The sequence below is a fragment of the Nocardia sp. FDAARGOS_372 genome (assembly GCF_002554515.1).
GTDB lineage: Bacteria > Actinomycetota > Actinomycetes > Mycobacteriales > Mycobacteriaceae > Nocardia > Nocardia farcinica.
Genome location: NZ_PDDW01000001.1, coordinates 5002296 through 5025096, shown reverse-complemented (window position 1 = coordinate 5025096; position 22801 = coordinate 5002296). Strand labels below are relative to the sequence as shown.

General features: G+C 69.9%; 22 protein-coding genes. 10 read left to right on the top strand and 12 right to left on the bottom strand.

Annotation, left to right across the window (positions count from 1 at the left end):
- The first annotated feature begins 72 nt into the window (after positions 1-72).
- A complete protein-coding gene (locus CRM89_RS32055; RefSeq protein WP_256385952.1) occupies positions 73-204 on the top strand; it encodes a hypothetical protein in 132 nt (43 codons plus the stop codon).
- Positions 205-458: 254 nt separating this feature from the next.
- Here the strand turns inward: CRM89_RS32055 and CRM89_RS23555 are convergent, their stop codons facing one another.
- Positions 459-806 carry a DUF397 domain-containing protein gene (locus CRM89_RS23555; RefSeq protein ID WP_098086261.1) on the bottom strand — a complete coding sequence of 116 codons (348 nt, stop codon included), beginning with the start codon at positions 804-806 and terminating at the stop codon, positions 459-461.
- Positions 807-1054: 248 nt separating this feature from the next.
- A complete protein-coding gene (locus tag CRM89_RS23550; RefSeq protein ID WP_011206856.1) occupies positions 1055-1930 on the bottom strand; it encodes an aldo/keto reductase in 876 nt (291 codons plus the stop codon).
- Between the two features lie 463 nt (positions 1931-2393).
- Here CRM89_RS23550 and CRM89_RS31105 point away from each other — a divergent pair, with 463 nt between their 5' ends.
- The gene (locus CRM89_RS31105; RefSeq protein WP_157838324.1) at positions 2394-2540 is read left to right on the top strand and encodes a hypothetical protein; all 147 of its coding nucleotides are present in this window, start codon (positions 2394-2396) and stop codon (positions 2538-2540) included.
- 78 nt (positions 2541-2618) lie between these two features.
- Here the strand turns inward: CRM89_RS31105 and CRM89_RS23545 are convergent, their stop codons facing one another.
- Positions 2619-3050, bottom strand: a complete 432-nt coding sequence (locus CRM89_RS23545; protein WP_011206854.1) for a Fur family transcriptional regulator — start codon at positions 3048-3050, stop codon at positions 2619-2621.
- 171 nt (positions 3051-3221) lie between these two features.
- Here CRM89_RS23545 and CRM89_RS23540 point away from each other — a divergent pair, with 171 nt between their 5' ends.
- Together CRM89_RS23540 and CRM89_RS23535 are read left to right on the top strand one after the other, a co-directional pair.
- Positions 3222-4469: an APC family permease gene (locus CRM89_RS23540; RefSeq protein ID WP_098086258.1), complete on the top strand. Its 1248-nt coding sequence runs from the start codon at positions 3222-3224 to the stop codon at positions 4467-4469.
- Positions 4470-4553: 84 nt separating this feature from the next.
- On the top strand, positions 4554-5897 hold the full coding sequence (locus tag CRM89_RS23535) for a serine hydrolase (protein WP_228800313.1): 1344 nt from the start codon (positions 4554-4556) through the stop codon (positions 5895-5897).
- Positions 5898-5900: 3 nt separating this feature from the next.
- Here the strand turns inward: CRM89_RS23535 and CRM89_RS23530 are convergent, their stop codons facing one another.
- The 3 genes from CRM89_RS23530 to CRM89_RS23520 form a co-directional block, all read right to left on the bottom strand.
- Positions 5901-6815 carry an aminotransferase class IV gene (locus CRM89_RS23530; protein ID WP_086840564.1) on the bottom strand — a complete coding sequence of 305 codons (915 nt, stop codon included), beginning with the start codon at positions 6813-6815 and terminating at the stop codon, positions 5901-5903.
- Positions 6816-7004: 189 nt separating this feature from the next.
- A complete protein-coding gene (locus CRM89_RS23525; RefSeq protein ID WP_098086255.1) occupies positions 7005-8039 on the bottom strand; it encodes an aspartate-semialdehyde dehydrogenase in 1035 nt (344 codons plus the stop codon).
- 3 nt (positions 8040-8042) lie between these two features.
- A complete protein-coding gene (locus CRM89_RS23520) occupies positions 8043-9308 on the bottom strand; it encodes an aspartate kinase (RefSeq protein ID WP_011206847.1) in 1266 nt (421 codons plus the stop codon).
- Between the two features lie 163 nt (positions 9309-9471).
- Here CRM89_RS23520 and CRM89_RS23515 point away from each other — a divergent pair, with 163 nt between their 5' ends.
- Complete coding sequence (locus CRM89_RS23515; RefSeq protein ID WP_098086252.1) at positions 9472-9876, top strand: secondary thiamine-phosphate synthase enzyme YjbQ; 405 nt, start codon at positions 9472-9474, stop codon at positions 9874-9876.
- Here the strand turns inward: CRM89_RS23515 and CRM89_RS23510 are convergent.
- Positions 9873-10445 (bottom strand): dihydrofolate reductase family protein, encoded by a 573-nt coding sequence (locus CRM89_RS23510; RefSeq protein ID WP_060593781.1) that lies wholly within the window; start codon positions 10443-10445, stop codon positions 9873-9875. The two genes, CRM89_RS23515 and CRM89_RS23510, sit on opposite strands and share 4 nt — an antisense overlap.
- A 20-nt stretch (positions 10446-10465) precedes the next feature.
- On the bottom strand, positions 10466-11032 hold the full coding sequence (locus CRM89_RS23505; protein ID WP_060593782.1) for a dihydrofolate reductase family protein: 567 nt from the start codon (positions 11030-11032) through the stop codon (positions 10466-10468).
- A gap of 70 nt (positions 11033-11102) precedes the next feature.
- Between CRM89_RS23505 and CRM89_RS23500 the strand changes: the two genes are divergently transcribed.
- The 3 genes from CRM89_RS23500 (at position 11103) to CRM89_RS23490 (ending at position 13687) form a co-directional block, all read left to right on the top strand.
- On the top strand, positions 11103-11675 hold the full coding sequence (locus tag CRM89_RS23500) for a TetR/AcrR family transcriptional regulator (protein WP_011206844.1): 573 nt from the start codon (positions 11103-11105) through the stop codon (positions 11673-11675).
- Positions 11676-11920: 245 nt separating this feature from the next.
- Positions 11921-12376 carry an SRPBCC family protein gene (locus tag CRM89_RS23495; protein ID WP_011206843.1) on the top strand — a complete coding sequence of 152 codons (456 nt, stop codon included), beginning with the start codon at positions 11921-11923 and terminating at the stop codon, positions 12374-12376.
- 99 nt (positions 12377-12475) lie between these two features.
- Positions 12476-13687 carry a low temperature requirement protein A gene (locus tag CRM89_RS23490; protein WP_011206842.1) on the top strand — a complete coding sequence of 404 codons (1212 nt, stop codon included), beginning with the start codon at positions 12476-12478 and terminating at the stop codon, positions 13685-13687.
- Positions 13688-13690: 3 nt separating this feature from the next.
- On the opposite strand, the gene CRM89_RS23485 is transcribed toward CRM89_RS23490, so the two are convergent.
- From CRM89_RS23485 to CRM89_RS23470, 4 genes are all read right to left on the bottom strand, one after another.
- On the bottom strand, positions 13691-14548 hold the full coding sequence (locus tag CRM89_RS23485) for a hypothetical protein (RefSeq protein ID WP_011206841.1): 858 nt from the start codon (positions 14546-14548) through the stop codon (positions 13691-13693).
- Between the two features lie 104 nt (positions 14549-14652).
- On the bottom strand, positions 14653-16272 hold the full coding sequence (locus tag CRM89_RS23480) for a GMC oxidoreductase (protein WP_060593783.1): 1620 nt from the start codon (positions 16270-16272) through the stop codon (positions 14653-14655).
- A 91-nt stretch (positions 16273-16363) separates the two neighbouring features.
- Positions 16364-18040, bottom strand: coding sequence for an alpha/beta hydrolase (locus CRM89_RS23475; RefSeq protein ID WP_229434838.1), 1677 nt, complete (start codon positions 18038-18040; stop codon positions 16364-16366).
- A gap of 71 nt (positions 18041-18111) precedes the next feature.
- The gene (locus CRM89_RS23470; RefSeq protein WP_086840555.1) at positions 18112-18879 is read right to left on the bottom strand and encodes a sulfite exporter TauE/SafE family protein; all 768 of its coding nucleotides are present in this window, start codon (positions 18877-18879) and stop codon (positions 18112-18114) included.
- A gap of 264 nt (positions 18880-19143) precedes the next feature.
- Here CRM89_RS23470 and leuA point away from each other — a divergent pair, with 264 nt between their 5' ends.
- Both leuA and CRM89_RS23460 read left to right on the top strand, forming a co-directional pair.
- Positions 19144-20937: a 2-isopropylmalate synthase gene (gene leuA / locus CRM89_RS23465; protein ID WP_041559760.1), complete on the top strand. Its 1794-nt coding sequence runs from the start codon at positions 19144-19146 to the stop codon at positions 20935-20937.
- 287 nt (positions 20938-21224) lie between these two features.
- Positions 21225-22799: a MinD/ParA family protein gene (locus tag CRM89_RS23460; RefSeq protein WP_098086247.1), complete on the top strand. Its 1575-nt coding sequence runs from the start codon at positions 21225-21227 to the stop codon at positions 22797-22799.
- The last annotated feature ends 2 nt before the right edge of the window (positions 22800-22801 follow it).

Here is a 22801-nt window from a genome sequence, read left to right as displayed (position 1 = left end):
CCACTGTCACCTGTTCGTGCACCAGCCCCGTGCGATACCTACGACGAGGATGAGATTTCAGCGTGGTCGTTGATGAACGACATGATCAACTACGCGCCCGACACCTACGACGGCATGTTCTCTTACGCGGCTGCCAAGTTACGGCAGTACGTCGAAGATCACCGAGCCGAGCAGGAAGACAGGCTCCAATCCACTGACCGTTAGCGACTCAGCTCCACGATGCCCGCAGAGGGGGTGTCGCACCAATGGACGAGTACGGACAAGGAACGCGCCGAGTACAGCCCGCACGGGCGCGGAAGACGCTCCGAAACGGAACGTATGAGCACTTTCGCGATCGGGAGAACGGGCACTCGCAGGGTTCGAGGTCGCCACGGCCCGGTCAGCTTGCGCGAGGATGGGCCGGCGGGATTGCGCTTGGAGCGCCGTCATCTCGCACTCCTCACATGGCATGGAACCGCTTATCGAAGGTCGAACTGTCCGTCGACAACGCCCTTGGCGAAGGCGTCCCATTCGGCGGGCGTGTAGTGGAGGGTCACCTTGTCACCGGCTTCCGAGAGGCCGGTCAGGATCGAGCTTCCGTCGCTCGCGACGTCGACGGTCAGGTCTCCGACCCGACCGGATCGGCGGCTCACCGCGAGGTCGAGAACCGATGGCCACTCACTACGCGCCACCCTGATCCGTGGCTGCGATGACCGATTCCCGGTGTATTTGCTGTCCTGGATGAGCACAGCGTCGCTACGGTGGGCAACCTCCACACACGAGTTGTTCGCTCCGCTGTAGCTCGACTTGTAGAACCGCGTACTCACATCAAGTACGGTACCGGCTGGGCAACTCCTGGATCAGCGCGTGCGAATCGGCTGAATCGAGTGCGATACGTTGCAACTGCTCGTAGATGCACTGCAATCGCTCGACCTCCCTCGGGTCTTCCTCGACTCTAGTCGAGATATGGATTGCCACCCGACACGCTGGCCCGGTATCTGAGCGGGGTTCGAGGTTCGTGAGGTCGAGAAGTGCGGGGGCTTTGACCAGCGTCGGTCGGAGCCCCCGAGTCCACCTACTCCGCGGCGGCTGACAACTCTTCGAACTCGCTGTCGCTCAAGGTGATCTGCGCGGCGGCGGTGTTCTCCTCCACGTGCGCGACCGACGACGTGCCCGGGATCGGGAGCATCACCGGTGATCGGCGCAGCAGCCAGGCCAGGGCGAGCTGGGCGGGGGTCGCGCCGTGGCGGGTGGCGATGGCGTCGAGGGGGCCGCCGGGGCGGGCGAGTTCGCCGGTGGCGATGGGGAACCACGGGATGAAGGCGATGTTCTCGCGTTCGGCGTAGTCGAGGACGGCCTCGTCGGTGCGGTTGGCGAGGTTGTAGAGGTTCTGGACGGAGACGATCTCGGCGATCTCGCGGGCCTGCTGCAACTGCTCGACACTGACCTGGGAGACGCCGATGTGGCGGATCTTGCCCTCCTGTTGCAGCGCGACCAGCTCGCCGAGCTGGTCGGCCAGCGGCACCTGGGGGTCGATGCGGTGCAGCTGGTAGAGGTCGATGCGGTCGACGCCGAGGTGGCGCAGGCTCAACTCGGCCTGCTGGCGCAGGTACTCGGGGCGGCCGACCGGGCGCCAATCGCCGGGGCCGGAGCGGGTGAGCCCGGCCTTGGTGGCGATCACCAGGTCGTCGGGGTAGGGGTGCAGGGCGGTGCGGATCAGCTGTTCGCTGACGAAGGGGCCGTAGGAGTCGGCGGTGTCGATGAAGTTCACGCCCAGCTCGACGGCGCGGCGCAGCACGCGCACGGCTTCCTCGGGATCGCGGGGGTCGCCCCAGACGCCGGGGCCGGTCAGTTGCATGGCGCCGTAGCCGAGACGGTTGACGGGGAGATCACCGCCGAGCCGGAAGGTGCCGGCGGCGTCGGCGGGACGGGATGCGACGTTCGTGCTCATGGGTTGGCCTTTCGTCGTCGATGCGGGGGTGACGCGGGGCGTCAACGCTCTCGCTGCACAACGGGCGTGGAGCGGCTTCTTGTTCCCGCGCGCGACGAGGCCCTCCGGCCTGGCAGCGGCCGGAGGGCCTCGACATGCACCCCGTGGGCGGGCCGGTTACCCCTCGTGAACCGGCCCGCCCGCATGGTGGGCTCGGTGCGCGTCGGCGTGGTTACCGTCGGCAGCGGCGGGTGTGCCGCGAGCTCCGGGAAGAGCCGTCGCCGGTGCGTGGTGCGGCCGGCGGGTCGGTCACCCCTCGTGGACCGACCCGGCCGGCCGCGCCGCCGGCGCGCGACCTGCCACCCCTCGAAAAGACAGGTCGTGCGCCGGGTCCCACCCCGGTGGTGGCTGGTGTGGTGATCCGGTGTCGAGGAAGACAATGCGGCCCGCTGCTCGAGAAGGACTTAAGAAGACCTTGTACGCGGTGAATGCGCTGGCAGGCGTGGTTCTGCTAACACTGGGTGGCGACGCGAGCGATGATGGAAGCGGCGCGAAGAGAATGGGAGCGACGATGGAAACCGTGGTGGTCTGGGCCCTCGCCTGCCTGCTGTACTGGTGGGGTCTGCTGTAGCGACGGGAACGGCACGAGACAGACGAAAAGAGCCGGGCGGGTGCGTGTTCCGCACCCGCCCGGCTCGTGCGTCGGGGGTCAGTCCTGGGCGGCTCGGCAGTCCGGGCACAGGCCCCAGAAGACCACCTCGGCCTCGTCGACGGCGTATCCGTGGGTCTCGCTGGGCTCCAGGCAGGGGGCCGCGCCGACCGCGCAGTCGACGTCGGCAACCGCCCCGCAACGCCGGCACACCAGGTGGTGGTGATTGTCGCCGGTGCGGGTCTCGTAGCGGGCCGGCGAACCCGCCGGCTCGATGCGGCGCAGCAGCCCGGCGCCGACACAGGCGTGCAGCACGTCGTAGATGCCCTGGGTGGAGACCGAGCCGAGCGCGGCGCGTACCTCGGCGGCGATGGTGTCGGCGTCGGCGTGCGGGTGCGCGCTGACGGCCTTCAACACCGCCAGCCGCGGCGCGGTGACGCGCAGGCCCGCGGCGCGCAGGCGGTCGCGGGGTTCGGCGGTCTCGGTATGCATGACTCCATGGTCGTACGAATATGGAACTAATCAAGAAAATCGTGGTGTATATCGCGGCGTGATGTAGCCCACCTGGCGGCGATTCGCTGTTCACGGGGTGTTCATCGCTTCGCCCGGACCGATCGACGCGCTCGGCTCGCACGACGCGCCGCGACCGGCCAGGATTGGCCCATGACCTCGGCGGACCCCGGCAACGCGCTGCACCGACGACTCGGACTCACCGATTCGGTGGTGATCGGGCTCGGTTCGATGGTCGGCGCGGGGATCTTCGCCGCACTCGCTCCGGCGGCGGCCGCGGCGGGCAGCTGGCTGCTGCTCGCGCTGGGGGTGGCCGCGCTGTTGGCCTACTGCAATGCGATGTCTTCGGCGCGGCTGGCCGCGCGCTACCCGGTGTCGGGCGGCACCTACGTCTACGGGCGGGAGCGGCTCGGACCGTTCTGGGGATACCTCGCCGGATGGGGATTCGTGGTCGGCAAGACCGCCTCGTGCGCGGCGATGGCGCTGACGGTCGGGCACTACGCGTGGCCCGAGCACGCGCGCTGGGTGGCGGTGGCGACCGTCGTGGCGATCACCGCCGTGAACTACACCGGGGTGCAGAAGTCGGCGCTGGCGACGCGGATCATCGTCGGCGCGGTGCTGACGGTGCTGGTGGTGGTCGTGGTGGTCGCGTTCTCCGGGTCGCACTCGGCGGCCGCGCCGATGCCGGGACGGGTCGGGCCCGGCGACGTGCTCCAGGCGGCGGGACTGCTGTTCTTCGCCTTCGCGGGATATGCGCGCATCGCGACGCTCGGCGAGGAGGTCCGCGAGCCGCACCGCACGATTCCCCGGGCGATCCGGCTGGCGCTCGGCCTGGCGCTCGCGGTGTATGCGCTGGTGGCCGTGGCGGCGCTGCTGACGCTGGGTTCGCAGGGCCTCGCCACGGCGGTCGACCCGCTGGCTCGGGTGGTGGACGCGGCGGGTGCGGGATGGCTGACACCGCTGGTCCGGGCCGGTGCGGTGCTGGCCGCGGCGGGCTCGCTGCTCGCCCTGATTCTCGGCGTCTCCCGGACGACGCTGGCGATGGCGCGCGACGGCCACCTGCCCTCCGCGTTGGCGGCGGTGCATCCACGATTCGGCGTGCCGCACCGCGCGGAACTGGCCGTGGGCGCGGTGGTGGCGGTCGTCGCGGCGACCGCCGATCTGCGCTCCGCCATCGGGTTCTCCTCCTTCACGGTGCTCGTCTACTACCTCGTCGCCAACCTCTCGGCGGGCACGCTCGGCGCCGACGAAGGCCGTCCGGCGCGGTGGATTCCCGTCGTCGGGGCGGCCGGCTGCGTGATCGTGGGATTCGCGCTGCCGATCGGGTCGGTGCTCGCGGGGCTGGCGGTGCTCGCGCTGGGCGCCGGGTGGTACGCGGTCCGGTCGGCCCGGCGGGCATAGCGGCGGCGATCGACACGGCGACACTCGCGCGGCGCGAACCGCTTTCGCCGGTTTCGGCGCGGTCGGCGGGTTAGCCTCGTTCTCATGGTGCGCGGGGTGGTGGCCGCGATGGCGGCGGTGACGTTGGTGGCGGGAGCGCTCGCCGGTGCTGCGCAGGCCGCACCCGATCCCGGGTATGCCGAGTGCGCGGTGACCTCGGGGCGGACACCGCAGCGTGCCGCGCCCGAGGCCGCGGGCTTCGACAGCGGAAGGCTCGACGAGGCGCTGCGCTTCGCCGCCGAGCGAAATCGGTTCAACGTGCAGGTCTTCCGGCGCAACTGCCTGGTCGGGGAGGGCCCCAACAACGCGCACACCGGGCACGTGCCGTGGAACATCTGGAGCTCCACCAAGAGCGTGATCTCACTGCTGGCGGGCATGGCCGCCGAACGCGGGCTGCTGGATCTGCACGCGCCGATCGACCGGTATCTGCCCGTCGGGCTCGGCGACGCCGAGCATCGCTCGATCACCGTCGAAAACCTGCTCACCGAGACCTCCGGGATGCGGGTCGGCGTGCTCACCGAAGGCATCACCGGCGTGATCCCCATCGACCCGCACAGTGCTGTGCAGGCGCTGGGTGTCCCGCTGGCCAACCCGCCCGGGACGGTGTTCAGCTACAGCCAGCGCAACGTCGACCTGCTCGCCTACGTGATCGAGCTGGCGTTGGGCGAGCCGTTGCAGCAGTTCGCGCAGCGGGAGCTGTTCGACCCGCTCGGGATCGCGCGCGAGGACTACTACTGGGCCAGGGACCGGGCAGGCAACACCTACGGCTACGCGCACCTGATGCTCCCGCCCGACGACTTCGCCAAGCTCGGCCTGCTCGTCGCCGACGACGGACGCTGGGGTGCGCAGCAGATCGTGCCCGCCGACTACCTGCGCCAGGCGCGCACCCCCTCCCCCGCCAACCGGTGCTACGGCTACCTGTTCTGGCTCGGTCCGGGCTGCGCGGAGATCCCCGCGTTCCTGCCGTCCGGGGTGTACGCGATGGCCGGGCTCGGATTGCAGAACGTCTTCGTGCTGCCCGAACTCGACCTCGTGGTGGTGTGGACGGGCGCGTTCGGCAACGTCAGCGCGCACGGGGTGCAGGGCATCGTGCAGAACACCGGCGAGCTGCCGTGGGAGTTCTTCCGCAAGCTGTTCGCGGCCATGCACGAGCCGCCGGTCCCCGATCCCGGGCCGTATGTGGAGCCGCCGTTGCGCACCGACCCGAGCCGGTACGTCGACAACAGCCTGCTGCTGGCCGTGTTCGGGGTCGGGCCCGCCGCCTATCCGGGCTGCAATGTGTTCTCCTGCCTGAACTACGAGCTCGCGGCGCCGTTCGCCGACGCCCCGCCCGGCTGCTACGTGCTGGCCTGCCTCGGGCCCGACCCGCGCACGCCCGGAATACGCTGAGGCTCAGTCCAGTTCGGTGACCCAGCCGTGCATCTCGTCGGTGCGCAGCGCGGCCGCATGCCGTTTGCGCAGCGCCTGCGACACCGGGCCGGGCGCGCCGTCGGCCACCACGCGACCGTCCACCTCGAGCACCGGCGCCGCGCCCGCCGAGGTGCCGGTGACGAAGACTTCGTCGGCGATGTACAACTCGGTGAGGTCGACGGTGCGCTCCTGCACCGGGATGCCGTCCTCGGCCGCCAGGGTGAGGATGGTGCGGCGGTTGATGCCGTCGAGGATGTCGCAGGAGACGTCGGGGGTGATCAGCGTGCCGCCGCGGACCAGGAAGATGTTGGCGGCGCTGAGTTCGCAGACGTGGCCGTTGCCGTCGAGGAAGATGCAGTCGTCGTAGCCGCTGTCGATGGCGTCCTGCTTGGCCAGCACCGAGTTCACGTAGGCGCCGTTGACCTTGGCGCGCGAGGGAATCGCGTTGTCGGGGATCCGCCGCCACGGACTGGACTTCAAGCGCATGCCGTCCTGCGGGACGATCGGCACGGCGTCGTAGACGAACATGCTCATCCGGATCTCGCAGCCGCGCACCCGCGTGCCCGGAATCGACTCCACCACGTGCACGGTGGCGCGCACGAACACGTCCTCGCGCGGGGCGTTGGCCGCGATCAGCGCACGCACCGCGGCGGTGAACCGGCTGAAATCCCACTCGTGGGCGAACCGGTCGATGCCGATGATCTTGCAGGACTCCTCGAGCCGCCGGAAATGGTCGTCGAGCCGGAACGCGGTGCGCCGTGCCCCGTCCACGTGCACCGGGAACACCGTGTACACGCTCAGCCCGTACAGGACCGCCGCCGAGGCCACCCCCACCTGCGCGTCCTGCGCCGCCACGAGCCGATCACCGAAAAACACCTGAGGATGCGGATTCGCCATCGCCGCAGGCTAACAGCCGCCCGCTCGCAGCGGCGACCCCATTTTCCGGCGGGCTCAGGCCATCCATTCCGTAGATCACGATCCCACCGCCCTCGGTGACGCACTGCTCCTCGGTGATGAATCCCTACACCGGACAAGACGCAGCACCGGCCGGGACGATTCCGGCCGGTGCTGGGGAGGTTCGTCCGCTCAGCGCTGGCTGAGGAGGACTTCGGCGATCTGGATGGTGTTGAGCGCGGCGCCTTTTCGGAGGTTGTCGCCGGAGACGAACAGGGCGAGGCCGCGGCCGTCGGGGACGCCGGGGTCCTGGCGGATGCGGCCGACGAGGGACTCGTCGATGCCCGCGGCCTGTAGCGGGGTGGGGACGTCGACGAGCTTGACGCCGGGGGCCTTGCCGAGCAGTTCCTCGGCGCGCTCCACCGAGAGCGGCTCGGCGAACTCGGCGTTGATCGACAGCGAGTGACCGGTGAACACGGGCACGCGCACGCAGGTGCCGCTGACCGCGAGGTCGGGCAGGCCGAGGATCTTGCGGCTCTCGTTGCGCAGCTTCTGGTCCTCGTCGGTCTCACCGGAGCCGTCGTCGACGAGCGAGCCCGCCAGCGGGATCACGTCGAAGGCGATCGGCGCGACGTACTTGTTCGGCGCCGGGAACTCGACGGCGCCGCCGTCGTGCACCAGCTTCTCCGCGTCGTCGACCACCGCGCGCACCTGCGAGGCCAGTTCCTCCACACCGGCCAGGCCGCTGCCGGACACCGCCTGGTAGCTGGAGACGATCAACCGCTGCAGGCCCGCCGCGTCGTGCAGCGGTTTGAGCACCGGCATGGCGGCCATCGTGGTGCAGTTCGGGTTGGCGATGATGCCCTTGACCAGGTTGCGGGTCTGCTCCGGGTTGACCTCGGAGACCACCAGCGGCACTTCGGGGTCCTTGCGCCAGGCCGAGGAGTTGTCGATGACGGTGACACCCGCGGCCGCGAAACGCGGCGCCTGCACCCGCGACATGGTCGCGCCCGCGGAGAACAGCGCGATGTCGAGACCGGTGGGATCGGCGGTCTCGGTGTCTTCGACGACGATCTCACTGCCGCGCCACGGCAGCTTCTTGCCCGCCGAGCGCGCCGAGGCGAAGAACCGCACCTCGTCGGCCGGGAAGTTGCGCTCCTCCAGCAGTTTCCGCATGACGGCGCCGACCTGGCCGGTCGCGCCGACGACTCCTACCCGTACACCCATGAGTTATCGCCCCGTTCCCGCGTGCACGACGGCGACCTCGTCACCGCCGAGGTCGAAGGCGCGGTGCAGCACCTGCACGGCGTCGTCGAGTTCGGTGTCCTTGACCAGTACCGAGATCCGGATCTCGGAGGTGGAGATCAGATCGATGTTGATGCCCGCGTCCGCCAGCGCCTCGCAGAAGGTGGCGGTGACGCCCGGGTGGCTCTTCATGCCCGCGCCGACCAGCGAGACCTTGCCGATGTGGTCGTCGTAGAGCACCTGCGAGAAGCCGATCTCGCCCTGCCGCTTGGTGAGCATCTCCACCGCGCGGGCGCCCTCGGTCTTGGGCAGCGTGAAGGTGATGTCGGTCTTGCCCGTCTCCACCTTGGAGATGTTCTGCAGCACCATGTCGATGTTGATCTCGGCGTCGGCGACGGCGCGGAACACCTTGGCGGCGTAGCCCGGCTCGTCCGGCAGGCCGACGACGGTCACCTTGGCCTCGCTGCGGTCGTGCGCGACGCCGGTGAGGATTGCTTTCTCCAAGGGGATGTCCTCCATCGATCCGTATACGTAGGTGCCCGGCTTGTCGGTGTAGGACGAGCGGACATGCACGGGCACGTTGTAGCGACGCGCGTACTCGACGCAGCGCAGCATCAGCACTTTGGAGCCGCAGGCCGCCATCTCCAGCATCTCCTCGTAGGAGACCTGTTCGAGGCGCTGCGCGTCGGAGACGATGCGCGGATCGGCGGTGAACACCCCGTCCACGTCGGTGTAGATCTCGCAGACGTCGGCTTCCAGCGCCGCGGCCAGGGCGACGGCGGTGGTGTCGGAGCCGCCGCGGCCGAGCGTGGTGACGTCCTTGCTGTCCTGGCTGACGCCCTGGAAGCCGGCGACGAGCACGATGGTGCCCTCGTCGAGCGCCTCGCGCAGCCGGCTCGGGGTGACGTCGATGATCTTGGCGTTGCCGTGCGCACCGGTGGTGATGACGCCGGCCTGCGAGCCGGTGAAGGAGCGAGCCTGCGCGCCGAGCGAGTGGATCGCCATCGCGACCAGCGCGTTGGAGATGCGCTCGCCCGCGGTGAGCAGCATGTCCATCTCGCGGGCGGGCGGGGCGGGAGCCACCTGTTCGGCGAGGTCGAGCAGTTCGTCGGTGGTGTCACCCATCGCCGAGCAGACGACGACCACGTCGTGGCCCTGCTTCTTGGTCTCGACGATCCGTTCAGCGACGCGCCGGATGCGCTCGGCACTGGCGACCGAGGATCCTCCGTACTTCTGAACAACGAGAGCCACGACAGGGTCCTCCAAGATCGCTAGCGGCTGCTGACAGCTCCCCAGACTACCGGCCGGGGCCCGCCGGACCGGCGGCTACCTCCACCAGGGTGACGCCCGCCACGCTGCGGTGATCGACTCGCGGGCGGTTGCCGACACCCGGTGTCGCGACGAGCATGGTGCCATGGAGAGCATCGTGATCGACGTCCACACGGGCCGAACCGAAGTCGTGCACGACCTCACTCCGCAGTGCGCGAAGTTCGTGGCCGATCTCGGCGACGGCCTGCTGCACGTGTTCGTCCCGCACGCGACCGCCGGTATCGCGATCATGGAGCTCGGCTGGCGCAGCGACGACGACCTGCTCGCGGCGCTGCGCGACATGCTGCCCGCCGACGACCGCTGGCGGCACGCGCACGGCTCGCGCGGGCACGGCCGCTCGCACGTCATGCCCGCGATGATCGCGCCGTACGCGACGGTGCCCGTACTCGACGGCGAGCTGGCGCTGGGCACCTGGCAGTCGATCGCGCTGGTCGACCTCAATATCGACAACCCCGATCGCCAGGTGCGCCTGTCGTTCCTGGCGGGCTAGGCGGGTCGGTAGACGGCGACCTCGGTGCCGTTGGCGAAACCTTGCCGCCGCACCGGGGTGAACCGGGTCGGCCCGAACGCCCCCGAGAACATCGGGATGCCGTCGCCCGCGACGACCGGATAGTGCTTGACCACCATCTCGTCGATCTCGTCCCGCAGGGTGGCGGCCAATCTGCCGCCGCCCGCGAGCCAGATGTCGGGCCCGTCGGACGCCTTCAGCTCGCGCACCAGCGCGCGGGGGTCGCGCACCACCCGCACGTCGGGCGCGGGCGCGCTGTCCAGGGTGGTGGACACGACGTACTGGGTCAGGTGCGGATACGGGCTCGCCACGCCGACGGCGAGTCCGGGTTCGTAGGTCGCCCTGCCCATGATCATCGAGCCGAAGCGCCGATTGGGCGCGTCCACGTCCAGGCCGAAGTGCGGGCGCGCGTGGGCAGGCAGGGTCTCCGGGTAGTCGGCGCGCATCCAGTCGAGGAAGTCCTCACCGAGCGGCATGAAGTCGATCTCGCCGTTCGGACCCGCGATGTAGCCGTCGAGGGAGACGCCGACGTAGTAGACGAGGTTGGGCACGGTGTGCTCCTTTCTCGGGCTCAAGCCCGGGTGAACCAGCTGATCTGGGCGCCGCTGTCGAACTGTCGGCGCCGCACGGGGCGGAACTGTCCGGGGCGGAAGCCGCCGGCCACCATCGGCATCCCGGCACCGACGACGACCGGGTAGCTCTTGAGGATCAGTTCATCGATCTCTCCGAGCAGGGCCGCCGCTAGCACACCGCCACCGCACAGCCAGATGTCACCGCCTTCCCGCGCCTTCAGCGCGCGGACGAACTCCGCCGGGTCGTCGCGGACCAGCCGCACCGCCGGGTCCGGCGCCGCGCGGAGGCCGCGCGAGACGACGTACTGGCACAGGTGCGGGTACGGGTCGGTGACGGGCAGGCCCGCGTCGTAGGTGCGCCTGCCCATCAACACGGTGTCGAACCGCGTGTTCGGCGCGTCCGCGGCGATCCCGGCCTGCTCGCGGAAGTCAGCCGGGACGAACTCGGGGTATTGCTCGGTGATCCAGGACATGTCCGGGCTGACGGGGAAGAAGTCCCACTGGTCCGCCGGACCCGCGATGTAGCCGTCCAGGCTCACCCCGACGTAGTAGACGAGCTTGCGCAAGAGCTTCCCCGTTCGTAGTACTCTGATTGAAGTGGTTTGAACGTAGTACTACAGATGGAGTGGTGTCAAGATGCGGACGAATCCCGAGCGGCGGGCCGCGCTGTTGGACGGCGCGATCGAAGTACTGGCCGAGGAGGGTGCGCGCGGGCTGACCTTCCGCGCCGTGGACAAGCGAGCCGGGGTGCCCGCGGGGACGGCGTCGAACTATTTCGGCAATCGCGACGACCTGCTCACCCAGGTGGGCAGCCGGTTCTACGAGCGGCTGCAGCCGAGCGCCGAGGTGATGGCACAGGTGAGCGCCGGGCCCCGGACACGGGAGAACATCGTGAGCCTGATGACCGAGACCGTGGCCAGGGTGTCGGGATTCCGCACCGGCTTCCTGGCGATGCTGGAACTTCGCCTGGAAGCCACCCGCAGGCCGGAACTGCGCGCGGTGCTCACCGATCGGGTGCGCGCCGACCTCGAATTCAATGTGCGCAATCACCTGGAATCCGGGCAACCCGGCGACGCCGAAACCGTGGAACTGCTGTACCTGGCGTTGAATTGGCTGATCTTGGAACACCTCACCCTGCCCGACATCTTCGACGCCGATCGGAGCGCTCACCTGATCGAGACCGCGGTCGCCAGATTGATCAACTCGTGATAGGAATGTGATACCCGTCACGCACATTCGCCAATGCGCACTCCCCGGGCGGAATCCCGTCCTGGACACCCCACACGGCCACCCATCGGCCCGAACCCCAACTGGTCGAGCGACCACCGTTATTCCGGCCCCCCACCACTACCCGCCAGTAGCCCCCGAAATCGGCAAAACCCGAGGTTGACGGAACGGAACGGCGCTGTGCAGAATCTGCCGCAGTTGATCCACCGGGGGGCGGAGGAACCCGCATGCGCACGAAAACCGATATCCGCTTCACCGTCGATGCCGGCCCGGCCCACGTCCTCGACGTTTTGGCGGCGATCGAATTGCTCCCGGAATGGTCGATGTACCGGGACGCGCGGGTGGCGACCCGGTACGAGAACGGCAGGCCGCGGCGCGTGTACGTCACCGCCGACGTGCTGGGCAGCTCCGATCTGCAGGTGCTGGAATACGAATGGACCGACAACCGCTCGTCCTGGCAGGTGGTGGACAGCTCGCGCGGAATCGGCGGCGGCGGTTGGTTCGAGGTCGCCGAGGACCCGGCGGGCACCCGGGTCTGGTATCACACCGAACTGCAATCCGGACTGCCGCTGCCGGGTTTGCTGATGAAGCGCACGGTGCAGCGCTGGCACGAAACGGTGGCGCAGAACTTCGTCGAATTCGCCGAAAGCTATCCGGAGAACGAGAAATTCCCCTCGCTATAGCGAATGCGCATGATCCCGGATGTCGCGGTGAGCGAAATCCGGCGCGCACACCTGGATGAAGCACGCGCGCCGGGCGTGGTGGGTGCGACGATGTGCACCATGATCGGTTCCAAGCGGGCGCGCTTCCAGCCCGTCACCGAGGGCGCCTCGGTGACGCAGCTCGAGTTGTTCTTCGACCTGGTCATCGTGTTCGCGTTCACGATGGTCACCGACCTGGCCTCGGAGGAGACGACGGCCAAGAACATGCTGCGGGCGCTGCTGGTACTCGCGGTGATGTGGTGGGTGTGGATCTCCTACTCCTGGGTGGGCAACGTGGTCCGCGCCGACGAGGGCCTGTCGCGGGTCGCCATGTTCGTGGCGATGGGTGCGGCGTTCATCGCGGCGCTGACCATCCCGGAGGCCTTCCACGACATGCCCGGCGGCTGGTTCGGCCCGCTGGTGTTCGCCATCGCCTACCTGGTGGCCCGGCTGGTGCACCTGTGGGTGTTCTGGCTGGCCAGCGCCGAGGACGCACAGTTGCGCGGGCAGGTCGCGCGATGGGGCCTCGGCTCGATCACCATCGGCACCACCCTGCTGGTCATCGCGGCCATGACCCACGGCGTGGTACAGATGGCCCTGTGGCTGGCGGCCATCGTCGGCGACATGCTGTGGACGATGGTGGCAGGCGACGACTGGCGGTTGAACTCGGCCAAACACTTCGCCGAACGATACGGCCTGATCATCATCGTCGCACTCGGCGAATCGATCGTCTCCATCGGCATCGGCGTGGCCGGGCTGCCCATCTCCTGGCCGATCACCGTCGCCGCGATGCTCGGGCTCGCGGTGTCCGGACTGCTGTGGTGGGCCTACTTCGACGTGGCCAGCATCGCCGTCGAACACGAACTGAAGACCGCCGACGGACAGCGCCAGATCCAGATCGCCCGTAACTGCTACACCTACTGGCATTTCCCGATGATCGTCGGCATCATCGCGCTCTCGCTCGGCCTGAAGAAGGTGCTCTACTACGTCGGCGACCAGTCCGACCACACGCTGCACGACGCGCTCTACGGCATCCCGCTGTTCGCGCTCTACGGCGGCGTTGTGCTCTACCTGGTGGCGCTGACCGGGTTCAAGTACTACGCCACCCGCGAGTTCTCCACCCAGCGGGTGCTGACCGCGGTCGTGCTGCTCGCCCTGATCCCGCTGGCCGCGGCGCTGCCCGCGCTGATCTCGCTCGGCCTGCTCGCGGCGGTGCTGATGTGCCTGATCGGCTGGGAGATGGTGCGCTTCGCCGAACCGCGCGACCAGATCCGGCACGCGAACGGCGCCTGACACTCACGGCTGGTCCGGCGCCGTCGCGCGCTTGTCGAGGTGGTAGCGCACGGTCTCGTGGTGCGGCGTCGGCCCGTACGCCGAGGGCCGCACCCGTACACCGTCGCGCACCGCGCCGCGGATCTGCTCCACGTTCTCCCGGATCATGTCCGAGACCAGCTCGTCGGTGCGCGGATCGGCCAGCACCTGGAAGACGATGCGGAAGGTGGTGTCGGCGATCAGCCGGATGATCTCGTCGTGGAAGGGGATGTAGCGGACCTTGCCCGCCTGCGGGTCCTTCTTGATGAGTTCGAGGATCATCTCGTCCATCTCGGCGCGGTTCTCCTCCAGCGCCGCGGCGATGTTGCGGGTGTAATGGCCGGTGCGCAGCACGTGCGCCACCTCGTCCAGGACGGCGATGGTCATCGGCCGCTTGATCACCTCGACGATGGTGCGCACGAAGCGGTTCACCACCGCCGCGGTCACCCGGTCGCCGAAGACCCGGTCGGCGACCCTGGCCAGGCGCACCAGGATCACGACGATCCGCAGCAACCGGAAGCCGCGGAACAGCGGACTGGTCACCGGGATCATGCCGAGCACCTCGTACCAGTAGACCAGCGGGAAGGTCCACGGCCAGCCCGCCCGGCGCCAGCGCCACAGGAACTCCGCGGCGAACACCGCGCAGATCGCGTAGTCGATCGTCACCACGACCCGGTAGGTGTGCCCGGAGACCTCGAAGAAGCTGATCCACACCACCAGCGCCACCGAGACCACCGCCAGCGCGAGCATCACGAAGTCGGTCCACAGCGCGGGGGGCTTGCGCGGATAGGTCTCGGACTCCGGTGCGGGCTCGAGATCCGAGCCTGCGGTGCTAGCTACCACGGATGATCCCTTCGACGCCGGTCACCGCCCGAGCGTAACCGCACCCCGCCGCGGCGACGGGCGAACACGGGCCCGCCCGAACCACTTTGGGGAACCGCCCGGGCTCAGCGTCCGTCGCGGATGATCCGCTCGATGTTGCGTTCGGCGAGAGCGGTGATGGTCAGCGACGGGTTGACCGTGGCGGTGCTGCCGGGAATCGCCGCGCCGTCCATCACGTACAGGCCGGGATGTCCGTGCACCCGGCCGTAGCCGTCGGTGGCCTTGCCGAGCACGGCGCCGCCCAGCGGGTGCGCGGTGAACAGGGCGTTGGCGTCGTAGCCGATCGGTCCGTAGCCGACCAGGGAACCGGCGCGTTCGGCGATGCGCTGGTCGACCGTGCGGGCCGCCGCCACCACCTGGTCACGGTTGACCCGGTCCCAGCTCAGCCCGACGCGGCCGTCGGCGGCGTTGTAGCCGAAGCGGGTGCGGGTCGGGTCGAGCACCATGCCGAGCGAGGCCAGCGCGCCGGTCTCGACCGGGATGCCGGGGATGTACCAGCTCTCCAACGTCACCGGCGCGTCGGTCTCGTCGTAGATCCGGCTCGCGCTGGGCACACCCTGGCCGAGCCCGGTCAGCGAGCTGGCGCCGCGGGCGAGCACGACGTCGCCGTTGGTGCCCCAGCCGTCGCCGACGTGCTCGTTGAGATTCGGCAGCGCGCCGGTGGCCTGCGCCCGGACCAGCAGCTCCGAGGTGCCGATCGAGCCGGCGCCGAGGAAGAGCCGGTCGCAGGTGAGCGTGCGGGTGGCCAGCACGTCACCGGTCGGAGCCAGCTTGGTGACGGTGACGGCGTAGCGGCCACCGGACTCCTGCGCGATGGCGTCGACCCGGTGGCCGGGGAACACCGCCGCCTTCCCGGTGTCCTGGGCGTATTTCAGGTAGTTCTGGTTCAGGTCGAACTTGGCGCCGTTGGAGTTGCCGAGGTTGCTGCGGGCGACGGTGGCCGAGGGCCGGGTGGTGCCCGCCAGTTCCCCGCGCAGGATGTCCCAGGTGAAGATCGAGTCGTTGGGCTGCGGCTCGTACCCGGCCTTGCGCACCTGCTCGTCCCAGGCGCGCGAATGGGTGAACGGCGCGGAGTGGTAGATGTCGGCGGGCATCGTGCTCAGCCGCAGCATCTGTCGCACCCGCGGGTAGTAGACCCGGTCGAGTTCGTCGTAGTCGACGCTGCCGCGGAAGACCTCGTCGAAGAGTTTGCGCTGCGGGGCGATCATCGCGCCGGTGAAGATCACCGAGCCGCCGCCCACCGCGGCGGCCCGCCACACATCGATGCCCGGGTACTCGGTGCAGTCGAGCACGCCGCCGAAGGAGGCGAAGTGCATCGGCACCTTGGTGACGCCGGTGAAGCTGGTGCGGTGCCAGAAGCCACGGCCGTCGGGCAGATCGTCGCCGGTGAAGATCTCCCGCCACGGGTCGTTGGGCCAGCGCGAACCGCGTTCGAGCACGGTGGTCGCGACGCCGGCCTCGGCCAGCCGCAGCGCGGTGACGGCGGCGCCGAAACCGGAACCGACGACGAGCGCCGGGGAATGCTCCGGTGGATCGGGCAGCGGCGCGAAGATCTCGGGCACCCACTCGCGGAACAGGCCGTTCCACACCGGGTCGGCCGCAGCCGGGCGACCGCCCAGCAACGAACCCGCGCCGGCGAACAGCGCCGCCACACCCGCCGCCTTGAACAGGGCGCGTCTGCGCACCAGGCCACCTCCCTCGTCACACTGGCGAGCGCAGAATAGCGCGGGCCACGTGCATCCGGGGTATCGACGGTGATTCCGGTCCGTTACCCGGTCAGGAGGCGAAGGGCGCCCGGTCGGCGGTGCAGGTCGCGCCGGGTGCGGGCAATTGCAGGTCGATCAGGTACCGCTCGCGCAGGGAGCGCACGCACTCGCCGCCGGGTTCGTGGCCGTAGCCGCCCTCGACCACCACCAGGCGCGCGTTGACCAGCTCCTGCTGGGCCCGCCGAGCGAACTCGAGCGGGGTTGCCGGGTCGTAGCGGTTGTTCACCAGCAGCGCGGGCTTGTCGGAGATCAGCGTCCACGGCCCGGCGACGTGGCGGGCGTCCTGCTCGGGGGTGGGCCAGGCGGCGCACGGCTGACGCATGTACAGCCAGAAGTCGTCGAAGTCCGGTGTCGCCGCGGGTGTCTCCTGCGCCAGCGCGGGCCAGCGGGCGGGGTCGCGCGGCAGGGTGGCGTCGGCGCAGGTGATCGCGGTGAAGGAGTCGAGGAAGTCGAGCGGGGTGGCGCCGCCGGCGAGCGCCTGCCGCACCGGGGCCGGATCGCCGTGGGGACCGCGGTCGAGTTCGGCGAGCAGGCCCGCCAGCGCCGGCCAGCCCTGCCGCGGGTCGTAGAGCAGCAGCGCATGCGCCTGCACGACCTCGGCGTAACCGACGCGCACCGCCTGCTCGCCCGCGCCGACGGTGATCGGGCCGGTGCGCAACCGCTCGAGCAGCGCGGCGTCCCTGGCCCGCAGGCGCTCGACGTCCGCCTCGGCCGGGCCCGCGGCGGTGGTGAGGGTCACGCTGGGCCGCTCGGTACCCGAACTGCCCGCCTTCTCGGCTGCTCCCGGCCCGCTCTCGCCGACCAGTTCGCTGCGCTCACCGCCCTCGGCGAACGCGCACTCCGGCCGGCCCGCCTGCGCGCACAGCCGCAGGAACTCCTCGAACACCTCGGCGGTGCCCGCGGCGGTGCCGGCGATCTCGGCGCGGGTGTCGCCGCCGTAGACCGCCGGATCGATCACCGAGGTGAGGTGCAGTGCGCGCACCCGCTCACCGAACAACGCGCCGTAGACCTGGCCCAGATAGGTCGCGTACGAGCCGCCGGTGAAGGTCAGGTGGTCCTCGCCGACCGCGCGGCGCAGCAGATCCAGATCGCGCGCGGCGTCGACGGTGGTCAGATGCGGGAGCAGCGCGCCGCTGTGCCGGGCGCAGCCCTCCGCGTAGGCCCGCGCGGCCCGCTCGGCGGCGAGCTGCTGCTCGGCGTCGGCCGGCGGCAGGACCATCGTCGACCAGAACCGCTCCTGCTCGGCCGCATCCGCGAAACAGCGCACCGGCGCGCTGGCACCCACCCCGCGCTGATCGAAGGTGACCACGTCGAACCGGCGGCTGATCTCGCCCGGGAACATCGGCCCGCCACGGGCCCAGTCCAGCCCGGAATTGCCCGGACCGCCCGCGGCGGCGAACAGCGTGCCGAGCCGCCGCTGCGGGTCGCCTGCCCGCTGCCGGACCAGGGCCAGCTCGATGGTCTCGCCGTCGGGCCGCGCGTAATCCAGCGGCACCCGCGCCGCCGCGCACTCGTATCCGGCCAGCTGTTGCTCGGCACAGTCGGTCCAGTCCAGCCGCGGCGTCGCCGCCGCGTCGGCCTGTGCGGCCAGCTGCCCCAGCGCCGTCTGCTGCTGTACCGCCCCCGCGCACCCGGCCGCCAGCGGCAGCATCGCCACGACCACCAGCGCGATCCTCCACCTACCCACGTGCACATCCTGCGCTGCCACACCCCGGGCTGTCGTCATCCTCGATGACGACTTCACCCTGTGTCCGACCCTCATGTGGCGAGCAGCCGCACCACCGCGATGCTGCCCACCACCACGATCACCGCGCGCAGCACGTTCGGCGGCAGCCGCCTGCCCACCCCGGCGCCCAGCTGTCCGCCGACGATCGCACCCGCCGCGATCAACGCCACCACCGTCCAGTTCACCTCGGCCACCACGATGAAGATCACCGCCGCGACGCCGTTCACCAGCAGGGCGAGCACGTTCTTCACCCCGTTCAGGCGCTGGATGTCCTCGTGCACCAGCACACCGAGCAGACCGAGCAGCAACACGCCCTGCGCGGCGCCGAAGTAGCCGCCGTAGATGCCGGTGGCGTAGACCGCGACCCACAGGACCGGTCCGCCGTGCGCGGGCGCCTCCCCGGTCGCGGCCTCGCGCCGCTTCTTCACCCAGGCCGACAGCCGCGGCTGCACCACCACCAGGATCAACGCCAGCACGATGAGGACCGGGACGATCGCGTCGAAGGCGTCCGAGGGCAGCACGAGCAGCAGCACCGCGCCGGTGATGCCGCCCAGCAGCGAGGCGCTGCCCAATTGCAGCAACCGCGTGCGTTGCCCGCTGAGCTCGCGCCGGTAGCCGATCGCGCCGCTGAGCGACCCCGGCACCAGGCCGATGGTGTTGGACACGTTCGCCGTCACCGGCGGCAGCCCGAAGGCGAGCAGGACCGGGAAGGTGATGAGGGTGCCCGAGCCGACGACGGTGTTGATGCCGCCCGCCGCCACGCCCGCGCCGAGGATCGCCAGGTGTTCGAGCCAAGTCATCGCCAGTTCCTTCGACGTCCCCCGAGCACCCGGCCGGGCAGCAAACCTTCAGTTCGACAGCACGGTATCGGCACCCCGGCACACCACGCGCAATCGGACCCGGTCTTACCCGCCCGGCGCGGCAGGCGCTAAACTGGCCGACATCATGCAGCGGGCTCTTCTTCTCGGCCGCCGCGACGGGGTCTGATCGGACCGGCTCCCGTCGCGGGGTTAAGCCGTGCCGGTCGACCCATTACTGGGATTCCACCAACCCTGGAGAATTGCATGTCCCCCGCTGACGCCTACGTATCCGGCTCGCGCCACATCACCGCTCCGTCGAAGCCGGCCCCCGCCGACCAGCCCGCCTGGAACGCGCAGAAGAACTCCTCGATGCCTGCCTACCGGTACCGGCCGTTCGCCGAGGAGGTCGAGCCCGTCACGCTGCCCGACCGCACCTGGCCCGACAAGGTCATCGATCGCGCGCCCGGCTGGTGCGCGGTGGACCTGCGCGACGGCAACCAGGCGCTGATCGACCCGATGAGCCCGGCCCGCAAGCGCCGCATGTTCGATCTGCTGGTGCGGATGGGCTACAAGGAGATCGAGGTCGGTTTCCCCTCGGCCAGCCAGACCGACTACGACTTCGTGCGCGAGATCATCGAGGACAACGCGATCCCCGACGACGTCACGATCCAGGTGCTGACCCAGTGTCGCCCCGAGCTGATCGAGCGCACCTTCGAGGCGTGCGCGGGCGCGGCCAACGTGATCGTGCACTTCTACAACTCGACCTCCATCCTGCAGCGCCGGGTGGTGTTCCGCGCCGACCGCGAGCAGGTGAAGAAGATCGCCACCGACGCGGCGAAGCTGTGCCTGGAGGTGGAGAAGCGCTACCCCGACACCAACTGGCGCTACGAATACAGCCCGGAGTCCTACACCGGCACCGAGCTGGAGTACGCGCGGGAGGTGTGCGACGCGGTGTCGGAGATCATCGCGCCGACGCCGGAGAAGCCGCTGATCATCAACCTGCCCGCCACCGTCGAGATGGCGACCCCGAACGTCTACGCCGATTCGATCGAGTGGATGAGCCGCAACCTGGCCCGCCGTGAATCGATCGTGCTGTCGCTGCACCCGCACAACGATCGCGGCACCGCGGTGGCCGCGGCCGAGCTGGGCTACCAGGCGGGCGCCGACCGCATCGAGGGCTGCCTGTTCGGCAACGGTGAGCGCACCGGCAACGTCTGCCTGGTGACGCTGGGCATGAACATGTTCTCCCGGGGCATCGACCCGCAGATCGACTTCTCCGACATCGACGAGATCCGGCGCACGGTCGAGTACTGCAACCAGCTGCCCGTGCACGAGCGCCACCCCTACGGCGGCGACCTGGTGTACACCGCGTTCTCCGGCAGCCACCAGGACGCCATCAACAAGGGCCTGGACGCGATGAAGGCCGCCGCGGACGCGCAGAACGCCGACGTCTCCGACATCGTCTGGGAGGTGCCCTACCTGCCGATCGACCCGAAGGACGTGGGGCGCACCTACGAGGCCGTCATCCGGGTGAACTCGCAGTCCGGCAAGGGCGGCGTCGCCTACATCATGAAGACCGACCACGGCCTGGTGCTGCCGCGCCGGCTGCAGATCGAGTTCTCCCAGGTGGTGCAGAAGATCACCGACGGCGAGGGCGGCGAGGTCACCCCGAAGGAGATGTGGGACGTCTTCCACGAGGAGTACCTGGCCCCGATCCGGCCGCTGGAGCGGATCCGGCAGAAGGTGACCGCGGCCGAGACCGACGGCGGCGTCGACTCGATCACCGCGGTGGTCAAGGTCGACGGTGTCGAGCAGGAGATCACCGGCCAGGGCAACGGCCCGCTCGCGGCGTTCGTCGACGCCATCGCGACCGTCGGCTACGACGTGCGGGTGCTGGACTACTCCGAGCACGCGATGTCCGCCGGTGACGACGCGCAGGCGGCCGCCTACGTCGAGTGCGCGATCGGCGACAAGGTGGTCTGGGGCGTCGGTATCGCCACGTCGATCACCACCGCGTCGCTGCGCGCGGTCGTCTCCGCGGTCAACCGGGCACACTGATCGAACGAACACGGCCGGGCCCCACCGCGTTACGGGGCCCGGCCGTTTCGTGTCCCGTGGGCCGGGGGTGCGTGCGGGCAGGCCGGGCCACGAGCGGATCGCGGTCGCCCGCGGAAATCAGCAGGTGGGGCGGTGCCGGGCACGCCCTGCGCGCCCCCGGGACCACCTGCTAGCGTTGGTTTGCACGCAAGCGCCGAGCTCTCTGCTCGATATCCCGAGCAGATGGGGGAACTGTGACAAACAACGACCACAATCCGACCTCTCCGCCGTGGCTGCAGAGTCATCCGGTGGATACGGCCGAACCCTCCGCATCGTCGAAGGCGCAGGACGAGCACGATCCCACCGACACCGCCGCCGAGCCGGGTGAGCAGGCCGAATCCGCCACCGCCGCACGCACACCCGAGGCCGGTGAGCCCGCGCCCGAGCCGGCCGCGGCCGGCTTCGCGCCACCCGGTTTCGGTCCCGAGGGTGCCGGGCCCGCGCCCGATCAGTTCGCCCCGTACGGCTCCGGCCAGTTCGCGCAGGCGGGCGCGCCGCACCCGGGCGGTTTCGCGCCGCCACCACCGCAGCCCGGCCCGCCGAGCGCTCCCTACAGCGAATACCGCCAGGAGATCGGTCCGGACGGCATGGTCCGCCGGGTTCCCCAGGACGGCGCGGAAGGCGTTGGCCCGCAATCGTCCACGGGTGAGCAGTCGAGCTACAGTTGGGCGCCTCCGCCGCCGCCCACGGCGCCGATGCCGCCGCAGCAGCCGCCGATGTACCAGCAGCCCGGTGGCGCACCGGATCCCGGCCAGCCGTGGCCGGGTGGACCGCAGCAGTACGGCCAGCCGCCGCAGCAGTTCGGGCAGCCCCAGCCGCAGTTCGGGCAGCCGCCACAGCCGCAGTACGGTCAGCCGCAGATGCCGCCCGGGCATTCGGTCAACGACCTGAATCTGCTCAAGCGGGCCAGGCGCGCACCGCGCAGCGGCTGGCGCCGGGCCGTGCACAAGGCCTCCGGCGGCATCATCAATCCCGGTGAGTCCGCGGCCGACATCGTCTATCGCGACCTGGTCGAGCGCGTCAATCAGCCGGTGCGCGGTGATTACCGGATCGCGATCCTCTCGCTCAAGGGCGGCGTCGGCAAGACCACCACAACCGTCGGCCTCGGCTCCACCTTCGCCTCGCTGCGCGGCGACCGCGTCATCGCCATCGACGCCAATCCCGACCTGGGCACCCTCGCCCACCGGGTGCCCCGCCAGACCCGGTCGACGGTGCGCAACCTGCTCGAAGACCAGCACATCTCCCGGTACTCCGACGTGCGCGCGCACACCTCGCAGGCGCCGAGCCGACTGGAAGTGCTGGCGTCCGAACAGGATCCGGCGGTGTCGGAGGCGTTCAGCGAGGCCGATTACCGCAAGGCGATCGGCATCCTGCAGTCGTTCTACAACATCATCCTCACCGACTGCGGCACCGGCCTGATGCACTCGGCGATGGCAGGCGTGCTCGACATGGCCAGCTCGCTGGTGCTGGTCACCTCGCCCGCCATCGACGGCGCGCGCAGCGCCTCGGCCACCCTGGACTGGCTCGAGCACCACGGCTACGGCAAGCTGGTCGAGCGAACCGTGGTGGTGGTCAACGCCTCCCGGCGCGGCGCGTCCACCGTCGACCTGGATCAGCTGCGCAAGCTGTTCCTCGATCGCACCCGCGCGGTGCAGGTCGTGCCGTTCGACGACCACCTGGCCGAGGGCGCCGAGATCGACCTGGAACTGGTGAGCAAACCGACCCGGCGGGCCCTGCTCGAGCTGGCCGCGATGGTCGCCGACGATTTCGGCTACGTCGGTGCGCAGCAGTATCAGCAGCCCGGCCCGATGGACCGGCGCTGAGG